Raw genomic sequence first — 20,309 nt, 5'->3', positions numbered from 1 at the left:
TCAAAACTAAAGTATAAAACTATTTACTATCATCTTTAACTCATGAAAATACGATGCCAATGGGCCGAAACTAACGAGCATGAAATTGAGTATCATGACACAGAGTGGGGAGTTCCTGAACATGATGACAGGAAGCTATTCGAGTTTCTGGTACTCGAAGGAGCACAGGCAGGACTTAGCTGGGACACTATCCTGAAAAGAAGGGAGAATTACAGGAAAGCCTTTGATGGTTTTGATTTCGAGAAAGTAGCTGCTTATGATGACAAAAAAATTGCCGAACTTTTGCAGGACTGCGGAATTATCAGGAACAAACTGAAAGTGCGTTCTGCTGTCAATAATGCAAAAGTGTACATAATAATCAGAAATGAGTTCGGCTCGTTTGATGCTTATCTCAAAACATTCCTGCCTGATGGGAAATCAATACAGAATTCATGGAAATCCATGCAGGATATTCCTGGAAAAACTGAGCTTTCTGAAAAGATAAGCAAGGACATGAAAAAAAGAGGATTCAATTTTGTGGGTCCAACGATAATCTATGCTTTCATGCAGGCAGTGGGAATGGTAAATGATCATGTAGTGGATTGCTTCAGGTATGAAGAATGCAGGAAAATGAAGTGAGCTTAATCCTCATTTTACATCATAGTTTAATCTGCCATCATTCCGTCCTTCAGAGTAATAACTCTGTCAACGTAATCCAGATGCCACTCTTCATGAGTGACCATGACGATGGTCTGCTCATTCTTTTTGTTGAAATCACTGAATAGTTCAAGCACCTGTCTGGAAGCCGTACTGTCAAGATTGGCACATGGTTCATCGGCAAAAATAATCTTTGGTTCGTGCACAAGTGCCCTTGCAATTGAAACTCTTTGCTGTTGCCCTCCGCTCATTTCTGATGGAAGGTGATGCATTCTCTCAGAAAGACCAACGTCTTCAAGTATATTTGTTGCCTTTTCCTCCAGCTCTTTTTGAGGATATCCCTGCATCATCAATGGAAGGTACACATTTTCATGTGCTGTTAAAGTGGGGATTAGTGCATAGTCCTGAAACACATATCCAAGGTTATTCAGCCTGAATCTGATCTTCTCCCTGTCACTAAGTTCCGATACATTTGTAGAGTCAATAATTATCTGTCCTGATGTTGGTGTATCAAGAATTCCAAGCTGGTTGAGCATGGTGGTTTTCCCACTGCCACTTGAACCGACAATGGCAACAAACTCTCCCTTTTCAATGTTGAGACTGACACCTTTAAGGGCCTGCACTTCCACTTTTCCCATCAGGAAAGTTCTTTTAATATCCTTGGCCTCAATCATCAGTTAGAACCCCATATAAGGTCAAGAAGACTTCTTTTCGTCATCTTGTAGGATGGTATAAGTGACCCGAGCACCGCTGCCATGAATAGCATCATAGCACGGATTACAGCCTCTGAGTTGCTAAGATCCAGACTGACATTGCCTATTGGAGCGCTGATTGGATGTGCCTGGGTATACCCGGTTATGACGAACTGCATCAGGGAATAACCAATTACCATTGCAATGAAAGCATAGAACATCGCCTGCAGCACAAAAGATGCAATAATCACTTCCTCTTCAATTCCAATGGCTTTCTGGACACCGATTTGTCTTTTCTGACTTACGATGTTGACAAAAATAACAACGAAAATGATAACAAAGGCAACAATAAGTCCGACTGCCGTGAAGATGTTTCTTACCATTGACAGCGTGCCCTCTATTATCTGCAGGATGCCGGCAAATTCAGTCCATGAGCGAACTTCTTCCTGTACTCCGAGAGACAGGATTTCATTCATCACAACGTCTTCATCTGATCCATCCTGAAGTTTAATGGCAATTTCCTGAGCTTTATTATCGGCATTAAGAGCGTCTTCAAGGTCTGCAATGTTAACAAAGGCGGAAGAATCAGACATGAAGAACAAGGTGCTGTAAATTCCCTTGACCCTGAAATCCATTTCCTGTCCATTTATCAGGACAGTTACGATATCGCCTACTTCCACATCTTCAAGGGATCTTGTCTGCATTACCGCTCCGTATCCTCCTGAAATCTCCCTGCCGAGCACTATTTCTCCCCTGTCAAGTTTGCTTATGAATTCCCCTTCAACCATAGCAGATGAGAAATCAGTTACAAGCTCTTCTTCCTGTGGGTCGATGCCGTAAATTGTGGCACCTACTTCTTTTTCTTTATAAGATACGCTGGTTTTCAGCCGCAGCCGGGGAGAAACTCCTGTGACATCAGGTATGTGCTCTATTTTTTTGCTCAGGGCATCAACATTTGTTATGTAGGCTTCATTCTGTGCCGGTTCAATAACGATGTTTCCTGTCTGATAATCCACAAGAACGTCGTTGAACTTCATTGTCACTCCACCTATCATGCTGGAAAAGAAAACAAGCTGAAGATACACAAGTGTCAGGACAATAATCGTAAAAAAAGCAATTCCTTTATTTCCTCTAAGTATCGATTTTGATGCAAGGAAAAACGAGACCTTTGCTTTTTCAAACATGTTCTCTTCAATCCAGTTTCTTATTTTTTGTTTTTACTTATCAGGCGGTCTTTGTGAGTATAAGCTGTATATCCAAGAACCAGCAGCACTATGATCACCAGCAATATTTGATATGGAGAGGTTCCTGTAACATTCATTGTGAGTTTCTGTTCTACGGAATGATTTCCAAAGTCGTCCTCATATTCGATAAGTGCAGTGTACTCCTGATCCCCGCTTTTTTGAGGGATGAATGAAAAAGTAGCAGGAGCATCATCATCTGCATCAAGTTTTCCGATGAAAGCTTCTTTAGTTCCTGACATGTCAAGGTCAACAAGGCTGACCTTAACAGACCTTGCTTCTCCCTCACCTACGTTCTCGATCCTGATTACCTGGGTAAGTTCTGTTCCTTTTTCAGGCATTGTGGGACTATTCTTAACATTTGCAATGTCTATCTTCGCTTTGCCTTTAGCCTCAAAACCGATAGTTTCCACTGAGCTTATATTCAAACTTTCAGTATCATCTACAGCTCTTATGGATATCGGGATATTATATGATGTTATATCAGCATCTTTTCCAAGACTTAGCTTGAAAGCTATCTCTTTTTCTTCTCCTGCATCGAGTGTGTGAATGAAGGCACTGTTGTCATTTACAGCTACAAGCCCCGGGACATCATCAATTTGCAGGCTAATCTTTATGTTCTTGGCATTTCCACTACCAACACTTGCAACGGTAGTGTACAGGACAAAATCATCACCAGGAGATATTCCTGTTTTTGAGAAGGAGGAATTCATGAGGGCAATTTCAGGTGTACCTTCAACTTCTATGGAGATTGTTCTTGTAACAAAAACACTGTTTCCATCTGAGAGTTTGAATGTCACATGGTATGTGCCGGTTCTTGCTTCAGGATCAATGAGGAAATTGTAGTTGATCTCAACATTTCCGTTTGAGCTGATTCTCTCTATCCTGAAACTGCTATTGGAAATACTCTTTACACCATACTCTTTTTCAGAGAATCTGAGAATGAGAGGGAACTGGTTCTCTACATCAAGAATAATATTGTTCACGGTGGTGTCATCGTAATTTGCAACACTAACTTTTACAAGCAGTTCTTCTCCTGGTCTTACAGGCTGAGGTGAGACCTCTGCTGCAAGTATGTCGAGTTTATCAGTCCTGACCTGTTCCAGACCAAAAGCAGGAAAGGAAGTGCATAAAATACAAATTATTGATAAAAATAGAATTGATTTGAGATATTTGCTCATAACCATTGAAAATCCCCCTCGTGAAATAACTTCGATTTTTTATAGTAAGTCTGGTTCAAATTGACTTATACTTTTTGTAAGGGGGTTTTGAATGGATTATTGTCCTCTCTTCCCGTACCTGTAAATAAATATTACAATTGCAGGCAGGAATGAAAATACACAGAATTCGTATATTGTCAGGGGACCAATTGTCCATAGAAATGGATTATTTGTTGCCGGCCAGAGTGGAGTAATGTCCGTGTACAGAGGTGAATCAAGAATCACATGGCTCCATGTTCCGATAATTGATCCAATTACGATTGAATTGAGGGAATAACTCTGTTCTATTCTCAGTTTATCGGTAATTTTCTGCAACCATGCTCTTTGAGAATAAATGAACCATGCAATTAATAGTCCTATAACCGTTGCAGCCAGAAAAGTATGAAGTGGTCCGTGCAAGGGTCGACAACCTGTAAACAGGCAGTAGGTTGCACGAACATCAATTATGATACTACCGATTAAAATAGAAAAAAGATTGACCTTTTTCTCGAAGATTTCTCCGAGAAGAAAGGCCGGTCCTAGATGAAAAGGTGTGAAGGGCATTCACATCAGGTTAGATATCCGAATGGGCTGTCTTCATAGTAATACACCAGTTCGGCAGTTTCAGCTGCGTCAGCCTCTGAGCCAAAAAGCAGGCTTGAAAGTGTTGGCTTGTTCATGTAGACTATAGTCGGGTCATCTATTCCTGCAAGGTCTGCTGCCATGTCAAGTGCATCATAGAAATTACCCAGTTCATCCACAAGTCCGAGCTCCTTTGCTTCTCGTCCGGTGTAGATTCTACCATCTGCAAGACTTTTGACTTCACTGACACTCATGTCCCTGCCTTCAGCCACATCGCTCACAAAGTTGCTGTAAACTTCTGCTACAACCTTGTTAGCGTATTCCTTCTCATCATCAGAAAGTCCTCTGGCAGCATTGCCCATGTCCTTGAATTCACCGGACTTTACTATGTAGTACTCGACTCCTTCTTTGTCATAATATTCTGACAGGTTCTGGAATTGCCATATAGTACCTATGCTTCCGGTCATTGTTGACGGGTTAGCAACTATCAGGTCGGCAGGTGCTGAAAGGTGGTAGGCAGCACTTGCTGCTGTGCTTCCCATTGAAACTACAACAGGTACGCCGCTTTCACTTGCTTTTTTGACTTCTTCGTATGCCTCTTCGCCAGCTGTTGAAGACCCTCCGCCACTGTTAACTCTCAATACTATGACTTTCACATCTTCATCATTCAGTGCTTTTCTGATGTTGTCAGATATTACTTCGGAGCTTGCATAGCCAAGTCCACCTGGTACACTGCTTGTAACCATAGTTCCTTCTATGTAAATTACAGCAATCTTATCGTTGGAAGAGTAAAGATCACCGTTAAATGACTGGTAGATAGCTGCAAAACTGACACCAATGACAAACAGTAGAGCCAGGACAATGGCAGCATATTGCCATTTACGGCTTTTCTTTTTAATTACAGGAGTTTCACGGGATGGTTCATAATAACCTGATCCTGCTCTTGTTGAAGGCTCTGTTCTTGTTTCCTTTACAGGAGTTTCTTTTTCAGGAGCAGAATTAACAGGTTCACCATTCTCAATATCGTCTGAAGTGTTTTTTGAAATATCCTCATCCTCTGAAGTTTCAACTTTTTCCAGGACAGGTTCAGATGTTTCAACTATAATCGGTGAATCGTTTTCGGCAATTTTATCACTTGCTTCGATTTCAGCATTTTCGGATACGACACTTGTCTGAATCTCGTCAATATCTTCTTGAGTGTTATCACTCTCGTTTTTATCATAACTATACGGGTAAAGATGATATTCGGTATCATCCTCTATGTTTTTTTCTGAATTATCTCCGTTCATCTATTCGTTCCATCCCGCGTATAAAATGTATTTGCACATTCAAAAAGCTTCCCTTATGCTCAGCGAGCGAAATATATTTTATAATTGCACGCAATGCAACACCATATATATTGATCATATTTTTAGTGGAGATAATAAATGTCAAACATTCCTTCTGATAAAGCCGTGCTTGTGACATGCGGTCTTCCATATGCAAACGGAAAGGCGCATGTTGGGCATCTTAGAACATACATTCCCGCAGATATTTTTGTGAGGTCACTCCAGAAGAACTCACAGGAAACTACATTTGTCTGTGGTTCAGATACCCATGGAACTCCTATTGTGGTAAATGCCGAGGAGTTAGGTCTCACACCTAAAGAACTGGTACAGCAGTATCATACTCATTTTGATGAAGTATTCAAGAAGATGGAAGTGGAGTTTGATTCATTCGGAACAACTGATGACGAAACAAACCACAACCGTACCACTGAGATAGTTGACAAACTTATTGAAAAGGGATATGTCTACCCAAAGATAATCGAGATCGCATATTGCCCTCAGTGTGACCGTTTCCTTCCTGACAGGTACGTTGCAGGTACATGTCCTCACTGTGGTGAGCAGGCACGCGGAGACGAGTGTGACCAGGGCTGTGGAAGACACCTGGAGCCTGGAGAACTTAAGGAACCTGTTTGTACAATCTGTAAAGGTCCTGCCGAATACAAGGAACAGGAACACTTTTTCTTCAAACTTTCTGAGTTTAAGGACTTCCTCATGGAGCACCTTGAGAACCTTGGCGGCACACTGAATGCACGCAACTATGCAATGGGCTGGATAAAACAGGAACTTACAGACTGGTGTATCACAAGGAACCTTGAATGGGGTGTAAGATTCCCGGGACACGATGACCTTGTAGTTTATGTATGGGTTGACGCTCCGATTGGCTACATGGCTTTCACAGAAGAATGGGCAGAGAAAACCGGCGGAGACTGGGAGAAATTCTGGAAAGGTGACTGTCCGATTGTTCACTTCATTGGTGGAGACATCATCTACCACCACTGTATTTTCTGGCCTGCAATGCTCAAGGGAGCAGACTACAGTCAGGCATCTGCAGTTGTTGCATCAGGTATGCTGAAAATCGAGGATAAGACATTCTCCAAGAGCCGTGGATATGTTGTATGGGTTGAGGAAGATTACCTTGACCATGGCTTCCATCCTGACCTTCTGAGGTATTATCTTGTAAGTTATACCTCACACACAAAAGAGGTCAACTTCTCATGGAAGATCTTCCAGGACAAGATAAACACCGAACTTGTTGGTGTATTAGGTAATTTCCTGTACAGGAACCTGCTCTTTGCTTTCAAGAACTTCGGTGAGATTCCTGATGGAGATATCGACCCTGAGGTCATAGAGAAGATCAATTCAACCATTGAAGAAGTAGTAAGAGCAAACTCAGAATACGAGTTCAAGAAAGCTGCTGACACTGCAATGGCTCTTGCATCATACGGAAATTCATACTTCCAGTCAAATGAACCCTGGAAGCTCATTAAAGAAGATAAAGATGCCTGCGGAAAGGTTGTAAAGAACTGTATCCAGCTTGCCAAGGCACTTATCCTTCTGTTCGAACCAATGACACCAGGCAGCATGGAAGTTGCATGGAAGCAGATTGGAATGGACTCAGATGTCCATGAAGTTACATATGAAGAAGCGACTGTTCCTGTTGTAAGTGGAACAAAACTCGCAAAGCCTGGAATTCTCTTCACAAAGCTGGAAGATGATAAGATCAATGAGATGGAAGCAATATCATCAAAGCGCATAAAGGCAGCAATGGCAAAGGAAGCAGGTATTGAGGAAGTAGAAATAATGGAATACAAAGACGAAATAGAATATGATGATTTTGCAAAGCTTGATATCAGGGTTGGTAAGATCGTAACCGCTGAAAAGATCAAAAAATCAAAGAAACTCCTGCGTCTTGAGGTTGATATCGGAGATGAGGAACCAAGACAGGTTGTTGCAGGTCTTGCAGAGTACTATGACCCTGAAGAAATGGTCGGCAAGATTGTGAATGTTCTTGTGAATCTCAAACCTGTGAAACTCTGTGGAGTTGAATCACAGGGAATGCTCCTTGCAGCAGATGCCGGTGAGAGAGTTTCTTTATTGTCAACTGATAAGGAAATGGGACCTGGTTCCTGCATCAGATAATTTTGTTTTATTTTAGGGTGCATTGCCGCACCCATTTGTTTTTATTTCTTTTTGATTTGTTTTGTGTTTTACTTCATATTGTTATTACATAAGATATTTTTATTTATGAATGGTTTATATATTACTTTAGTTATTATGGAACACTTACAAAGTTGCTTTTTTTGCTTCTTTTATGCTTCCATCAATTAACTGAGGCTATCACAATGCAAATAGAAAAAAAGGACATTTATCTGCATTCCTTTCTGTTTATAGTAGGGATTATGATAATAGTCGTTTTCAGCTATTTCCTTATCTCATCCAATTTCTATGATCTGGAAGAGGGATACTCGCTCCATAATACTCACATGTTTGTTCATGGTATCGAAGCAGATGAAGTGAAAACTCTCAGTTACAGTGCTTCAAATCTGGTGTTATGTGCACAACATGAGGTAAGAGGTAAAGATCTTGGTAATTTTGATGACAAATTATCAGACGATGAATTTCTTATAAACCGTGATATTGAATCTATAATAATCTATAATCCCTTTAAGGAATCTCCTCTATTTGAACATACGATAAATGGTGTAGCTCCGTCTAACGATCTTAAAGCTTATTTGTCCTCAAACCCTGAGGCATTTTCTGAGTGCATGAATAACTTTACTCTTTCAGGTCTTGTATTCCTCCCGGAAAGGACTCTGTTAGTTGCCATGGAATATTTTGTTCCGGCTGAAGGAACGGTTGAAGATGGTCTGGTAGTTGTCGTCTCACGTACAATTGACATTAATGAATTAGAAATAGCACAAGACAGGTCCATATATTTTGTTTTAGAGGATGTAGGTTCTTTTTCAGAGGCAGATAAAAAGGCACCTGGTTATAAGACAAATGATATTTCGCTTAGTAATTTTGAAAATGGAGATCCTGCAGGTGCAGTTCTGCTGTATGATATAATGGGTCATCCTGAGAAACTGTTAAAGGTCGGTACAACAAGCCATACTTCTTCAATAGGACTAAAAATGGCAATGTCTATCGGAATTGCACTTTTGGTAGTAACTTCAATTGAACTATTTTTCCATATTTACCTTGCAAAGAATATGAGTTTCATAGAGTTCAACCTTCTGGTAAAGGAACTTGAAAACATTAGAGATAGTGGAGATCTTTCATCCAGAATTGAAGTAGAAGGCGATGAACAGGTTAACTGGCTGGCTGATGATATCAATAATATGTTAAACTCACTTGAGGAAAAGGAAGGAAAATACCATGCTCTTTTTGAGCAGTCAAATGATGCCATTATGATTTTTGGCCCCGGTGCTTCATTGGTTGATATGAACAGCAAAACCTCCGAATTACTTGGATATGAAAAACCTGATCTTTTTGAAATAAATATCGACTTCCTATCTCCGGAGGAAGACTCTACCAGTCTTGTTGATATCTATAAGCAGACTATCAGAGAAAGTTCTGTCAGGTCAGAGATTAAACTGGTACTTTCCAATAATAATGTTATTGATGCTGATATCAGTTCTTCTATCATTGATAAGGAGGAAGGAACTGTTCAGGTAATTATCCGTGATATCACTGAAAAGAAGATTTATGAAGAAGCCCTTTTGCATGCAAAGATCGAAGCTGATGCCGCTAATCGCTTAAAAAGCCAGTTCCTTGCCAATATGAGTCATGAATTGCGTACTCCTTTGAACTCAATTATCGGTTTTTCAGATATGTTACTCCTGAAGTCATTCGGTGATATCAATGAAAAACAGGAACGTTACCTTAACAATGTTTCTGGTAGTGGAAAACACCTTCTGAATCTTATCAATGATATTCTTGACCTGTCCAAGATAGAAGCAGGTATGATGAGTTTAAACACTGAAAATGTTGTTGTTTCTGAATTGGTGGATGAGGTTATGGGAACTATTTCCTCAATTGCAGTTAGAAAGAATATTTCTCTTAAATCTAATATTGATGAGAAACTGACAACCATGAAAGCTGATAGGGTTAAGATTCGACAAACTCTTTTGAATCTCCTGAGCAATTCAGTGAAGTTCACTCCTGAAAAAGGGAGTGTTACCCTTGAAGTTAAAAAACTCGGTAACTATGTCCTGTTTGCAGTAAAGGATACAGGTATAGGTATATCTGAAAATGACCAGAAATACCTCTTCTATGAATTTACTCAGGTAGATTCTGATCATAATCGAAAGTATGAGGGAACAGGACTCGGACTTGCTCTTGTAAAGAAGTTTGTGGAAATGCACGGAGGAAAGGTTTGGGTAAAAAGTGAACTTGGCAAAGGATCTTGTTTCTATTTCGAGATTCCTGTTGATGGGAAAGAATGATATTAGTATATACTCAATAAAAATATATACTCCAGAAACAGGCTTACAACTCTTGTTATTTTCATATTATATTCTAGATTTTAACCTTTTACTAAATTATTTTATTTTTAGATGTGATGTTATTTATGGAATAATGTCATTAATAAATTAAGATGATCACATCGAAATTTTTGCTACATTATTATCTTTAGGGTTATTATGGAAGGAACTGTTATCATAGATACATTCACTTTGAATGATAAATATTTATTATTAATCTGTTCAATCGTTCTATTAATAGGAAACATCATTTTTTTCTTAAAAATTAATAATATTGATAAACCTCAGTCGTTTCAAATAAAAAATAAAAGAAAAGGTTATTCTTTTTTGTTAATAATGTTTTTAATATGCAGCTTCTCTTGTTTGTTGATAGCTATGCCAATTTTAAATGAAAAAACGCTTAAGAATGAAGATTTATTGTGTGAAGCTTTAGTTGATAACCATAATTCTCTCATAGTATTACATGATGTTGAAGATACTTATTATCCTAAATATGAAAATTGGAATATTTCATGGTACACTGTTTCAGTTAAAGATGAAAGATACAGGCATTCTGAAAAAGTAGTTGGTAGCTATATTTCTGAAAGTAGTACGATTTATGAAACTGAGAACGGAAGCTTTTTTTGTATCAAGAGAATTGCAATCCCTAAAGAATATCGTGGAAATGAAACTTTCGCATACTGGTATACCAATGTATTTGTACTTTATAACATTGTAATTGCTTGCATATTCTATCCTTTGTTTTCTTTATACAAAAAACAGATCAATTTTATTTGGCATGTTCAAAGCGAAGTCTCAACAATTCTGATTGCTATACTCATTAGTAGCGTGTTGATATTTTAATTGATATGTTTTCTACTGATTCTCCAAAACCATCTCAAGATAAGATGTCCTGATGGAATCTTCTTCTCGTATTCCAAAATTAGCTAAAAATGAGAATATCTGCTTTCGGTGAGTTTCAATATCGGATTCAGCCACTATCTCAACTTCCATGAATTCGCCCAGTCCTTCGACTCTGTCAAGACAGATGGTCATATTCTCGAATCTATAGACCTCTCTTGTTTTTTTAACGATGCCGGACTCATAAAATCCAAGTGCAATCAGGATGCTTCGGGTTATTCCACCATCAACCGGAGTTTCGAATTCTTCTCTTGTTTTGGAAAGGGTATCAAGTTTTTTGCCTTTATAGGTCATGACAGACCTTCCATCAACGGAGCGTATCCTGAGTGCTTCATCCGTTTTGGCAAAATCCCTGTCCGGGGCATTAAAATAGGTGTCGCAGTGGTGCTGGACACCTACAAAAACAGCACCCATAACCGACAACTGCTCTTTTACAGGCAGGTGGTCGGCACGGGCCTTTACTTCAATTTCTAACATTTATCTGCAACTTCTAGCTCTGGTACAAACTTTGTACCGTAGTAGATCATTCCACGTTCTCCAGCCTGTCCAAGCTTCCTGAACACAGGTTTGACCTTCATACCTATCTTTACATCCTTAGCATCACAAATTATCTGGCTTGTGAGACTTGGTCCTTCTTCCAGTTTGATAATTCCAAGAACATAAGGTGTCTGGTTCTCAAAACCTTCTGCTGCAGTGTGAATCACAGTGAACGTCACAACTTCTCCTTTCCCTGAGAATTTGTAATCTTCAATCTCACCTTCACGTCTGCAGGCAGGACACATGTTACGTGGTGGGTAGAAGTAGTCATCACATTTCTTGCAGTGTGTTCCCACAAGGTTGTATCTTGCTATCTGTTTTCTCCAAAATCGTGGTACTGACATGATGATCACCTGTTCCTCGAGAATATGTGTACAACAGCAGTCGCACCGGAACCTCCCACGTTGTGGGTCATTCCAACTTCCGCTCCGTCAACCTGACGCTTTCCAGCCTCTCCACGAAGCTGCTCAACTATCTCAACAGCCTGTTTTACACCGGTAGCTCCTACAGGATGTCCGCATGACTTCAGTCCACCTGATGTGTTTATAGGTATCCTTCCACCAATTGCGGTCTCGCCATTCTGGGTTACGATTCCACCTTCACCTTTCTTAGCAAAGCCAAGGTCTTCGATTGCGCAAATTTCAGCAATAGTGAAACAGTCATGGACTTCTACAAGGTTAATGTCCTTTGGCTGCATCTTTGCCATCTCGTATGCTCTTTTACCTGCCGCTACACTTGCATCAAGGGTTGTAATGTCCCTGCGGTCGTGCAGTGCAATAGTATCTGATGCCTGCGCAGTTGCCTTCACATAAATAGGAGTGTCAGTGTATTCGTGTGCCACATCTGCAGGTGCAAGCACAACCGCAGATGCACCATCTGTAATTGGCGAACAGTCGAATATGTGAAGTGGGTCTGCCACCATAATGGATTTGAGTACCGACTCAACGGTAATCGGGGATTTGTACTGGGCAATCGGGTTGTGCTGACCATTCTGGTGGTTCTTCACAGCAACCTGGGCAAGCTGTTCACTTGTGGTTCCGTACTTGTGCATATGCATCCTTGCGATCATTGCATAAAGGCCCGGGAATGTTGCACCCATGATACCTTCCCATTCCCTGTCAGCTGCTGCTGCAAGGGCGGATGATGCTTTTGGTGAAGGTACATCTGTCATTTTCTCGGCTCCGGCTGCGATTACAATGTCATCCATTCCTGAAGCAACAGAATATATTCCCTGTCTGAGTGCAAGTCCACCTGAAGCACAGGCAGCTTCAACACGGGTTGAAGGAACATGAATGTCTTTTGCAAGACCTGAATAATCAGCAATTAAAGCACCGATGTGTTCCTGCTCTACAAACTGTCCCCCGCTCATGTTACCGACAAACATTGCATCGATCTTCTCACCTACAACACCTGCATCACTGACAGCGCCGACACCAGCTTCAACTACAACGTCTCTGAAAGAGCGGTCCCAAAGTTCACCGAATTTTGTGTTTTTAACACCTATGATTGCTACATCTCTCATTTTCCACACCTCATGCTATCTTTATCTTACCCTTATGCCTGGCGTATGTTGCGTAGTCTACATAAATCGGGTCTGCAAGAAGTTCTTCAACTTTCGGTGCATTGTCGCGTATCTCGTCTATCTTGTCGGTGACTGTTATGCTGAAAGCATCTCCACCGGCACCTGAACCGAATGCGGTTGCAAAGATACGGTCTCCTGGTTTTGCCTGGTCAAGTGTTGCTGCAATTCCCATCATACATGAGCCGGAGTACGTGTTTCCAAGTCTTGGAACTACAAGCCCTGGTTTTATCTGTTCCTTGCTGAATCCCAGCATCTTGGCTGCACGGCTTGGGAACTTTCCGTTTGGCTGATGGAATACTGCATAATCATAATCTTCAGGTTTTGTGTCCAGCTTGTTCAGAAGTCCCTTTGCAGCGTTTGTTACGTGCTTGAAGTATCCTGGCTCTCCTGTGAATCTTCCGCCGTGTTCAGGGTATGGCATTCCTTCACGCCTCCAGAAGTCAGGAGTATCAGTTGTAAAAGAGTATGTGTCCTCGATAATTGCCACAAGTTCAGATTCCTTGTTACCGATGACATATGCTACACCGCCGGCTGCGGCAGTATATTCAAGTGCATCTCCTGGGGCTCCCTGTGCCACATCAGCACCGATTGCAAGTCCAAGGTCAATCATACCGGAGCTTACCAGACCCATACATGCCTGGACCGCTGCGGTTCCTGCCTTACAGGCAAATTCAAAATCAGCTGCAGTCAATACCGGAGTTGCTCCGGTTGCTTCTGCTACAATAGTACTGGTAGGTTTTACAGCATAAGGGTGGCTTTCAGAACCGGTGTATACTGCACCTATTCTCTGCGCATCTATGCATGACCTGTTTACTGCAGCCCTCGCAGCCTCCACTGCAATAGTTGCTGCATCTTCGTCAACATCAGGAACTGCCTTTTCATTGACCATCAGTCCTGATTTGAGAATCTCTGCATCGTCTCCCCATACGCGGGCGATGTCTTCTATTTTAATTCTGTATTTTGGTACATAGGCACCATATGAGACTATCCCTACACTCATCTTAACACCGTTTAAATGTGTATTTAGTGGTATTTACTCGATTACATGGTATTCGCTGTACTTTTTCAGTGCTTCTACCATTTCGTCAATATCCATTGTCGTTGCGAGAAGGGGAATCCTGTCAATCTCAGCCATTTTCTTAGCCATCAGATGCACTTCATTTCCTCGCAGGCCATGCATTACAACAGCCCCGGGTTTAAGGTTTGTAACCCTTATGGCGACCATTGGTGATTTTCCAGTCGTGACCTTGGTGAATATCATTGCACGTTCAGTACTCCATCCGTAGAGTTTCTGGAACTCATGGGATGAAAGTTCAAGAATAGCCTTTTTACTGTCAACAACAGTAAAACCGTAAAGTGGTTTCTCTATTCCTTTGTTAACGATGTCTGCCTCAATGATATTGGCAAGTTTTGCAACCTGCATGGGAAATGTGTATTCGTAGGTGGCGTAAATGGCCTTAGACTTCTTATCTGCGAAAAGTATCCCCTCATAGGCATGAATTTTCTGTCCTCCTCTCTGTGCGTCAATTTCAAGGAGTGCATCGACTATTCTGCTAACAATTAGCGTGCCCGGAGATTTTCTCCTGCCACTTTCATAGTCGCTGATGACCGAAGGAGAAACACTCAGATAACCCGAAAGGTCAGTCTGTGCGATCTCGAAGTTCAATCGCCATTTTTTCAGGGCTTCGCCAGGCTTCTCAGATAGCGTAATCTCGCCTGCCATCTTTTCTGCAAGACGCTGGCGAACCATATCATGCGATTCGTCTTCACTCATGCTTTATATTCCTAAGGGTTGATTACCATATATATTTAACGAATACAAGTTCGTTTATTGTCGATGGGTTTCGATTCAAACCATTTGCTTATTTATAGTATGTTATATATCCACTATAAAAATATGTTTCTTAAAAACGAAAAAATAAAAATAACTGTGTCCGAGTTATCCATGTATTTTTCCTGCGCAAGGAAATTATATTATTCATGCCGCGGCCACGAGCAGTTCCATTCTTCCTCTCTTAGCTATATGGAACACCTCGTATTAAAAGAAGTAGCTATGAAGTATTCTGATGTGTTGAAGAGCTCTTCGTCAAAAGACGATGTGTTATCCACAGACTTTGATTCACTTCTTTTGCAGACCATGGGTGACCTGAGTATTATCTATCCAAATGAAGTCTCAGGCTTTACTCAGGAAGAAATGAGTGAACTTGCAGAAACAGTTGGTTCCTATATGGCAGGAATACAGCAGAGTCTTTCAGAGCAGGTTGAAGATCCGGAAATCTCCAGAATTGCAAACCTGATATCCTCTTCAGATAATGAACCATATCTTCACTCTGAAAAACTGAATGTAACAGGTGTTCCTTACAGGCTTCTCAGCATTGATGGTTCATTCGTTCCTGTGATGATAAAAACATCCAAAGCTCCTGAAAATGGTGTCTGGAACAACGACAGACTACATGTTACCTCATTTGCAATGCTAGCAGAAGAAACCCATGGTGTTCCTATAAAATCCGCTGTTGTTATCTATGCAAAGTCAGGCAATTTCAGGAAGCTGAATATTCATTCCAATGACCGAAGGCAGGTCTTGAAAGCCATTGGACGTGCAAGAAAGATAAAAGATGGTAAAATGCCGGATAAAACCGAGAGTGCACTGTGCGCCAGTTGTGAATTCACAGAGATGTGCAACGTGAAAGCTTCGCTTGCTTCAAAGTTATTATGAGTGTTTGAATCAAAGAATCAGATGACTGGAATTTTTGATTTAGAGTTTGTGGTTATGTAGATTTATGATCGATCGTAGATTATGAATAACTTGAATGATCCCGAAGGGTCCGGCGAAGCCGGCGTTTTCCCGTAAGAATAAACAAAATCATCTGAGTATCATTCCGAATATGTTCTTTTTAGAACACCTGTCTTCTTAATGGCATAAATGCAATTATCTTCTGTATGGAATCATTGGAATGTGCCGCCTTCGGCGGTTGGTTATTTTGTATCTAGTTAACAGGTTGTTTTTGTGGAAAAAAAGATCAAAGTTTGTATCACTTACATTTATATGATTTCTGCAGAGCTGAATTACCCGCTTTATCCGAAAAACCATGCACGTATCCGAATAAAATATTAGAAAAGACCAGCATATACCACTTGTTTTAGGGTGTTTTCTTCATGTAGCCTTATATTTGATGTGTCATTGATAACAATATACGCAAAGAGAGCATTATAATTAAGATGGCAAAACCGATTTTGGTAAGAGTCTTGATGATATCACATCCTTCACAGCTATCTTCCAAGTTGCATTGTCTATAAATAAATTTGATGGTATTCTCGTTTTATTTTGGATTCAATAAGAATGAAAAATAAATTTATCCGAATGTTCACGATTTTGACTGGAAAATGGTGTCATTGACCGAAAATGCTCTATTTTTCAGAAAAGAGCACATTGCCAAAAAGCATTTATGACTTAAATATCTAGGATGACAGAATGTCCAAACCTCTTTACCTCGGTGAACTGCTCCTTTACTGGTGCCCTTCATGTAACGTTCCTGTACTCGGAAAAGAATGCTCCTGCGGGACAAAGACCAAACAGGTAACTATCACTCCTCCGGGAGATATAAGACCTGCTTTTCCGTATGAAATTGAGCTTATCAATAAGATTTCCATTGAGCAATTCAATGCACCGCTTATCACAGATCAGCGTACAGTAGTACTTAACAAATCTCCCTATGACGACCGTATGGAAGAGGTAATTGTAGACGGTGAGGTCATAGGCAGCATACGCTTTGAGCTTGAAAAACTCAAATGGACTCTTCTTCTGAGGATCAATGGTGCAAGGCGCATATTTGACAATGTGGATTACAAAACCCTGAAAAATTGGGTTGTCATTGATGCTGGTGCCGAAAAGTTCATTCTGGGCGGTGCCAGTGTGCTTGCTCCGGGTATAAAAGATGCTGAGCCATCTATTTTAGAAGCTGAAGAGGTAGTTGTTCTCACGCATGAAGGAAAAGTTCTTGGTGTCGGTCGCAGTCGTATGACCGGGGAAAAAATGCTCGAAAGAGGAAAGGGTGTTGGTGTAAAAGTGAGGTTTAAGGAAGAACCTGCTGAGATCACGGTTCCAGAGGGTGGACAAACCTGGGACGATGTTGTAAAAGCCAATGAGAACTACATGAACGATTTCATAGAGCGTTCCCACAAGTTCATTAATAATGTATCTTCATCTGTAGACCGTCCGGTCACAGTATCCTATTCTGGAGGAAAGGATAGCCTTGCGGTTCTGCATCTTGTAAGCGAATGCCTTGATGACTATGACCTTCTGTTTGCAGACACAGGTATTGAGTTCCCTGAGACTGTAAAGAATGTCCATGATGTCGCAGAAACTTATGGCAAAACCCTGAATATGCTGAACTCTGGAAATGCTTTCTGGGATTCAGTTGACAGCTTCGGTCCTCCAAGCGTTGAGGTTCGCTGGTGCTGTAAAGTGTGTAAACTTGGACCAATTACCCAGATAATCAATGATAATTACGATAACGGATGTCTCACTTTCATCGGTCAGAGAAAGTATGAATCCGACACAAGGGCAAAGAGTGAACGTGTCTGGAAGAACCCATGGGTAGGTAACCAGGTGGCAGCTGCTCCTATTCAGAACTGGACTGCAATGCATGTCTGGCTTTACATTTTCAAGAATGACCTGCTCTACAACCCGCTTTACGCTGAAGGATTTGACAGGATAGGCTGCTGGCTATGCCCGTCCTGCTCTGTTGCTGACCTTTACAGACTCAGGGAAACCCATCCTGAAATGGAGAAACAGCTCAATGACTACTTGCTTTCCTATGCAGAACGCATGGGTCTTTCAGAGGAATGGGTGAAGCACGGTTTCTGGAGATGGAAAGACCTGCCTGCTCCGTTGAAAGAGATTGCAAAGAAAAAAGGAATCAACCTTGTTCCACAAAGTAAGAATGAGTATAGTCTCAATTTCACTGTAACCACAGGTTATCGTCCATGTAAGCAGGGTGGAATCTCTGCAGAAGGTGGTTTTGACGGGCCTGTTGATATCAACCGACTGGAACTCACCAGAATGCTTGAAGCGGTTGGAAACAGCTCGTATATGGAAGGTGTTGCAATGGTAACTGAAGACGAAGACCGTGCTCAGGTGTTTGCTTCAGGTAGCGTGACTGCCAGAAGTGACTCTGACAAGTCTGCGCGCAGGCTCATGAGAAAGGTTGAACTTTCTGTCAGGAGAGCTCTTCTTTGTAGTGGCTGTGGAGTCTGTGTTGGCAAGTGCCCAGCCGGTGCCATAAAAATAAAGAAGGGACTTGCTATCATTAATGACAGGTGTACACACTGTGGTCAGTGTATAAGTGTTTGTCCTGTTGTCAAATTCAATTCCTGATCCAACCAGAAACCTTTTAGTATATATTCGCCAATCTTATACGGTGATTTTTTGGTAAAAAGAGCACTGCTCAGCGTTTCTGATAAAACCGGAATTGTAGATTTTGCTCGTGGACTCGAAAAATTGGATATACAGATCATCTCTACCGGCGGAACTGCCCGCATGCTTCGTGACTCAGGTATTGAGGTTATGGACGTGTCGGATGTTACGGGCTTCCCGGAAATGATGGGCGGCAGGGTAAAAACTCTCCACCCCCGAATTCATGGTGGGATCCTTAGTATAAGGGACGACCATGATCATATGGGAGAGGCCCAGAAAGCAGAAGTAGAAATGATAGACCTTGTAGTGGTCAACCTTTATCCTTTTGAGGTCACGGTTTCAAAAGAAGGCGTATTGCTTGATGAAGCTATTGAAAACATTGATATTGGCGGACCTGCGATGCTCAGGTCAGCAGCTAAGAATTATCGTTATGTAAGCGTTGTATGTGACCCTGATGATTACGGGCACATCTTAAAAGAGATCCGTTCAACAGGAGTCGTATCCCAGAAGACAAGAGAAGTGCTTGCTGTGAAGGCTTTCAGACACACAGCAGATTATGATGCTACTATAGACACATACCTGAGTAAGGAGCTTCTTGGAGAAGAAGTGTTGCGTCTAAGTTACAAGGATGGCGTAACCCTCAGATATGGGGAGAACTGGCACCAGGCTGCTAAGTTCTACAAAGAGGACGGTGTAACCGGACCTTCACTTGCCAATGCAAAACAGCTTCATGGGAAAGAACTTTCCTATAACAACTACATTGATGCTGATAATGCACTCCAGACCGTTAAGGAATTATCCTGTTCCAATGCGGCAGTGGCAATTGTAAAGCACAATAATCCATGCGGTCTTGCAACCGGCAACACTCTTTTGCAGGCACTCGGTGCAGCATGGGATGGCGATCCTATCTCAGCTTATGGAAGTATAATATGTACTAACACTGTTTTTGATCTAAAGGCAGCAGAGTTCCTCAATGGTAAATTCGTTGAAATTATTCTTGCTCCGGGATTTGAGCCGGATGCTCTTGAATATCTCAAGAACAAGAGTGCAAATCTCCGTCTGCTTGAATTGCCTGAACTTAACGAGCCATTCGAGGTTGAAAATACCTACAAGTTTGTTATCGGTGGTATACTTGAACAGTCCCGCAATGTAGGTATCTACGATAAATGGGATTGTGTGACAGAAACTCCGTATCCTGAAGATCTTCGTGCAGTTTCCGAGTTTGCCATGCATGCATGCAAATGTGTGAAATCAAACGCAGTTACCCTTGCATTTGAATATGTTGACGGATGTTACATGATGATTTCAATGGGTGCAGGACAGCCAAACAGGGTGGATTCAATCAGGAAACTTGCTGCTACAAAGGCACGTGAGAACCTGAAGGTCATGTACGACCGTGAGAGTCCTGAAATGTCATATGAGGACTATTGCAATGATGTGTTCGCTAAATGCGTAATGGCATCAGATGCATTCTTCCCGTTCGATGACAGTGTTGTGCATGCAGAAGAAAATGGTATAATGTATATTCTTTCACCCGGAGGATCCATCAGGGATCAGGAAGTCATTGATACAGCTAACAGATTGGGTGTATCACTGGTTTTCACAGGAATGAGACACTTCTTACATTGAAGTGTTTCTTTACTTTTTATTCTCCATTCCAATTATCTGGTAATTAATTTTTTTCAGTTTCTTTCCATTAAAATTGTATATAA

17 protein-coding genes are annotated in these 20,309 nt (G+C 41.3%); 7 read left to right on the top strand and 10 right to left on the bottom strand.

What is annotated here, in order from left to right:
- Nucleotides 1–42 precede the first annotated feature (42 nt).
- Nucleotides 43–618 (top strand): DNA-3-methyladenine glycosylase I, encoded by a 576-nt coding sequence (locus tag V7O61_RS14445; RefSeq protein ID WP_407283217.1) that lies wholly within the window; start codon nucleotides 43–45, stop codon nucleotides 616–618.
- Between the two features lie 26 nt (nucleotides 619–644).
- Here V7O61_RS14445 and V7O61_RS14440 read toward each other — a convergent pair whose 3' ends face one another.
- From V7O61_RS14440 to sppA, 5 genes are all read right to left on the bottom strand, one after another.
- Nucleotides 645–1,310 carry an ABC transporter ATP-binding protein gene (locus tag V7O61_RS14440; protein ID WP_407283218.1) on the bottom strand — a complete coding sequence of 222 codons (666 nt, stop codon included), beginning with the start codon at nucleotides 1,308–1,310 and terminating at the stop codon, nucleotides 645–647.
- Nucleotides 1,310–2,512 carry an ABC transporter permease gene (locus V7O61_RS14435; RefSeq protein WP_407283219.1) on the bottom strand — a complete coding sequence of 401 codons (1,203 nt, stop codon included), beginning with the start codon at nucleotides 2,510–2,512 and terminating at the stop codon, nucleotides 1,310–1,312. Before V7O61_RS14435 ends, V7O61_RS14440 begins: the two co-directional genes overlap by 1 nt.
- A gap of 20 nt (nucleotides 2,513–2,532) precedes the next feature.
- Entirely contained in the window at nucleotides 2,533–3,756 is a 1,224-nt protein-coding gene (locus V7O61_RS14430) for a COG1361 S-layer family protein (RefSeq protein ID WP_407283220.1), read from the bottom strand.
- 90 nt (nucleotides 3,757–3,846) lie between these two features.
- On the bottom strand, nucleotides 3,847–4,188 hold the full coding sequence (locus V7O61_RS14425; protein WP_052324320.1) for a metal-dependent hydrolase: 342 nt from the start codon (nucleotides 4,186–4,188) through the stop codon (nucleotides 3,847–3,849).
- A 149-nt stretch (nucleotides 4,189–4,337) separates the two neighbouring features.
- Nucleotides 4,338–5,639, bottom strand: coding sequence for a signal peptide peptidase SppA (sppA, locus tag V7O61_RS14420; RefSeq protein WP_407283221.1), 1,302 nt, complete (start codon nucleotides 5,637–5,639; stop codon nucleotides 4,338–4,340).
- A 138-nt stretch (nucleotides 5,640–5,777) separates the two neighbouring features.
- Between sppA and metG the strand changes: the two genes are divergently transcribed.
- From metG to V7O61_RS14405, 3 genes are all read left to right on the top strand, one after another.
- Nucleotides 5,778–7,817 (top strand): methionine--tRNA ligase, encoded by a 2,040-nt coding sequence (gene metG / locus V7O61_RS14415; protein ID WP_407283222.1) that lies wholly within the window; start codon nucleotides 5,778–5,780, stop codon nucleotides 7,815–7,817.
- A gap of 203 nt (nucleotides 7,818–8,020) precedes the next feature.
- The gene (locus V7O61_RS14410) at nucleotides 8,021–10,123 is read left to right on the top strand and encodes an ATP-binding protein (protein ID WP_407283223.1); all 2,103 of its coding nucleotides are present in this window, start codon (nucleotides 8,021–8,023) and stop codon (nucleotides 10,121–10,123) included.
- Between the two features lie 198 nt (nucleotides 10,124–10,321).
- On the top strand, nucleotides 10,322–11,005 hold the full coding sequence (locus V7O61_RS14405) for a hypothetical protein (RefSeq protein ID WP_407283224.1): 684 nt from the start codon (nucleotides 10,322–10,324) through the stop codon (nucleotides 11,003–11,005).
- A gap of 12 nt (nucleotides 11,006–11,017) precedes the next feature.
- Here the strand turns inward: V7O61_RS14405 and cyaB are convergent, their stop codons facing one another.
- From cyaB to V7O61_RS14380, 5 genes are read right to left on the bottom strand one after another with little or no spacing between them, the layout of a single operon-like run.
- The gene (cyaB, locus tag V7O61_RS14400; protein WP_407283225.1) at nucleotides 11,018–11,539 is read right to left on the bottom strand and encodes a class IV adenylate cyclase; all 522 of its coding nucleotides are present in this window, start codon (nucleotides 11,537–11,539) and stop codon (nucleotides 11,018–11,020) included.
- Entirely contained in the window at nucleotides 11,533–11,943 is a 411-nt protein-coding gene (locus tag V7O61_RS14395) for a Zn-ribbon domain-containing OB-fold protein (RefSeq protein WP_211232187.1), read from the bottom strand. The genes cyaB and V7O61_RS14395 overlap by 7 nt, the downstream gene beginning before the upstream one ends.
- Before the next feature lie 5 nt (nucleotides 11,944–11,948).
- The gene (locus tag V7O61_RS14390; protein WP_407283226.1) at nucleotides 11,949–13,121 is read right to left on the bottom strand and encodes a thiolase domain-containing protein; all 1,173 of its coding nucleotides are present in this window, start codon (nucleotides 13,119–13,121) and stop codon (nucleotides 11,949–11,951) included.
- Nucleotides 13,122–13,131: 10 nt separating this feature from the next.
- The gene (locus V7O61_RS14385; RefSeq protein WP_023845294.1) at nucleotides 13,132–14,181 is read right to left on the bottom strand and encodes a hydroxymethylglutaryl-CoA synthase; all 1,050 of its coding nucleotides are present in this window, start codon (nucleotides 14,179–14,181) and stop codon (nucleotides 13,132–13,134) included.
- A 33-nt stretch (nucleotides 14,182–14,214) separates the two neighbouring features.
- Entirely contained in the window at nucleotides 14,215–14,955 is a 741-nt protein-coding gene (locus V7O61_RS14380; protein ID WP_023845295.1) for a helix-turn-helix domain-containing protein, read from the bottom strand.
- Nucleotides 14,956–15,126: 171 nt separating this feature from the next.
- On the opposite strand from V7O61_RS14380, the gene V7O61_RS14375 reads away from it, so the two are divergent.
- From V7O61_RS14375 to purH, 3 genes are all read left to right on the top strand, one after another.
- Complete coding sequence (locus V7O61_RS14375; RefSeq protein ID WP_407283227.1) at nucleotides 15,127–15,897, top strand: Dna2/Cas4 domain-containing protein; 771 nt, start codon at nucleotides 15,127–15,129, stop codon at nucleotides 15,895–15,897.
- Nucleotides 15,898–16,653: 756 nt separating this feature from the next.
- Nucleotides 16,654–18,558: a phosphoadenosine phosphosulfate reductase family protein gene (locus V7O61_RS14370; protein WP_407283228.1), complete on the top strand. Its 1,905-nt coding sequence runs from the start codon at nucleotides 16,654–16,656 to the stop codon at nucleotides 18,556–18,558.
- 51 nt (nucleotides 18,559–18,609) lie between these two features.
- Complete coding sequence (purH, locus tag V7O61_RS14365; protein WP_023845298.1) at nucleotides 18,610–20,226, top strand: bifunctional phosphoribosylaminoimidazolecarboxamide formyltransferase/IMP cyclohydrolase; 1,617 nt, start codon at nucleotides 18,610–18,612, stop codon at nucleotides 20,224–20,226.
- Nucleotides 20,227–20,309 lie beyond the last annotated feature (83 nt).

Origin of the sequence: Methanolobus sp. WCC1 (genome assembly GCF_045690315.1) — an archaeon.
GTDB classification, from domain to species: Archaea; Halobacteriota; Methanosarcinia; order Methanosarcinales; family Methanosarcinaceae; genus Methanolobus; species Methanolobus tindarius.
Note: the sequence above shows the minus strand (reverse complement) of the source record. Positions and strands in the feature narration are given on the sequence as shown.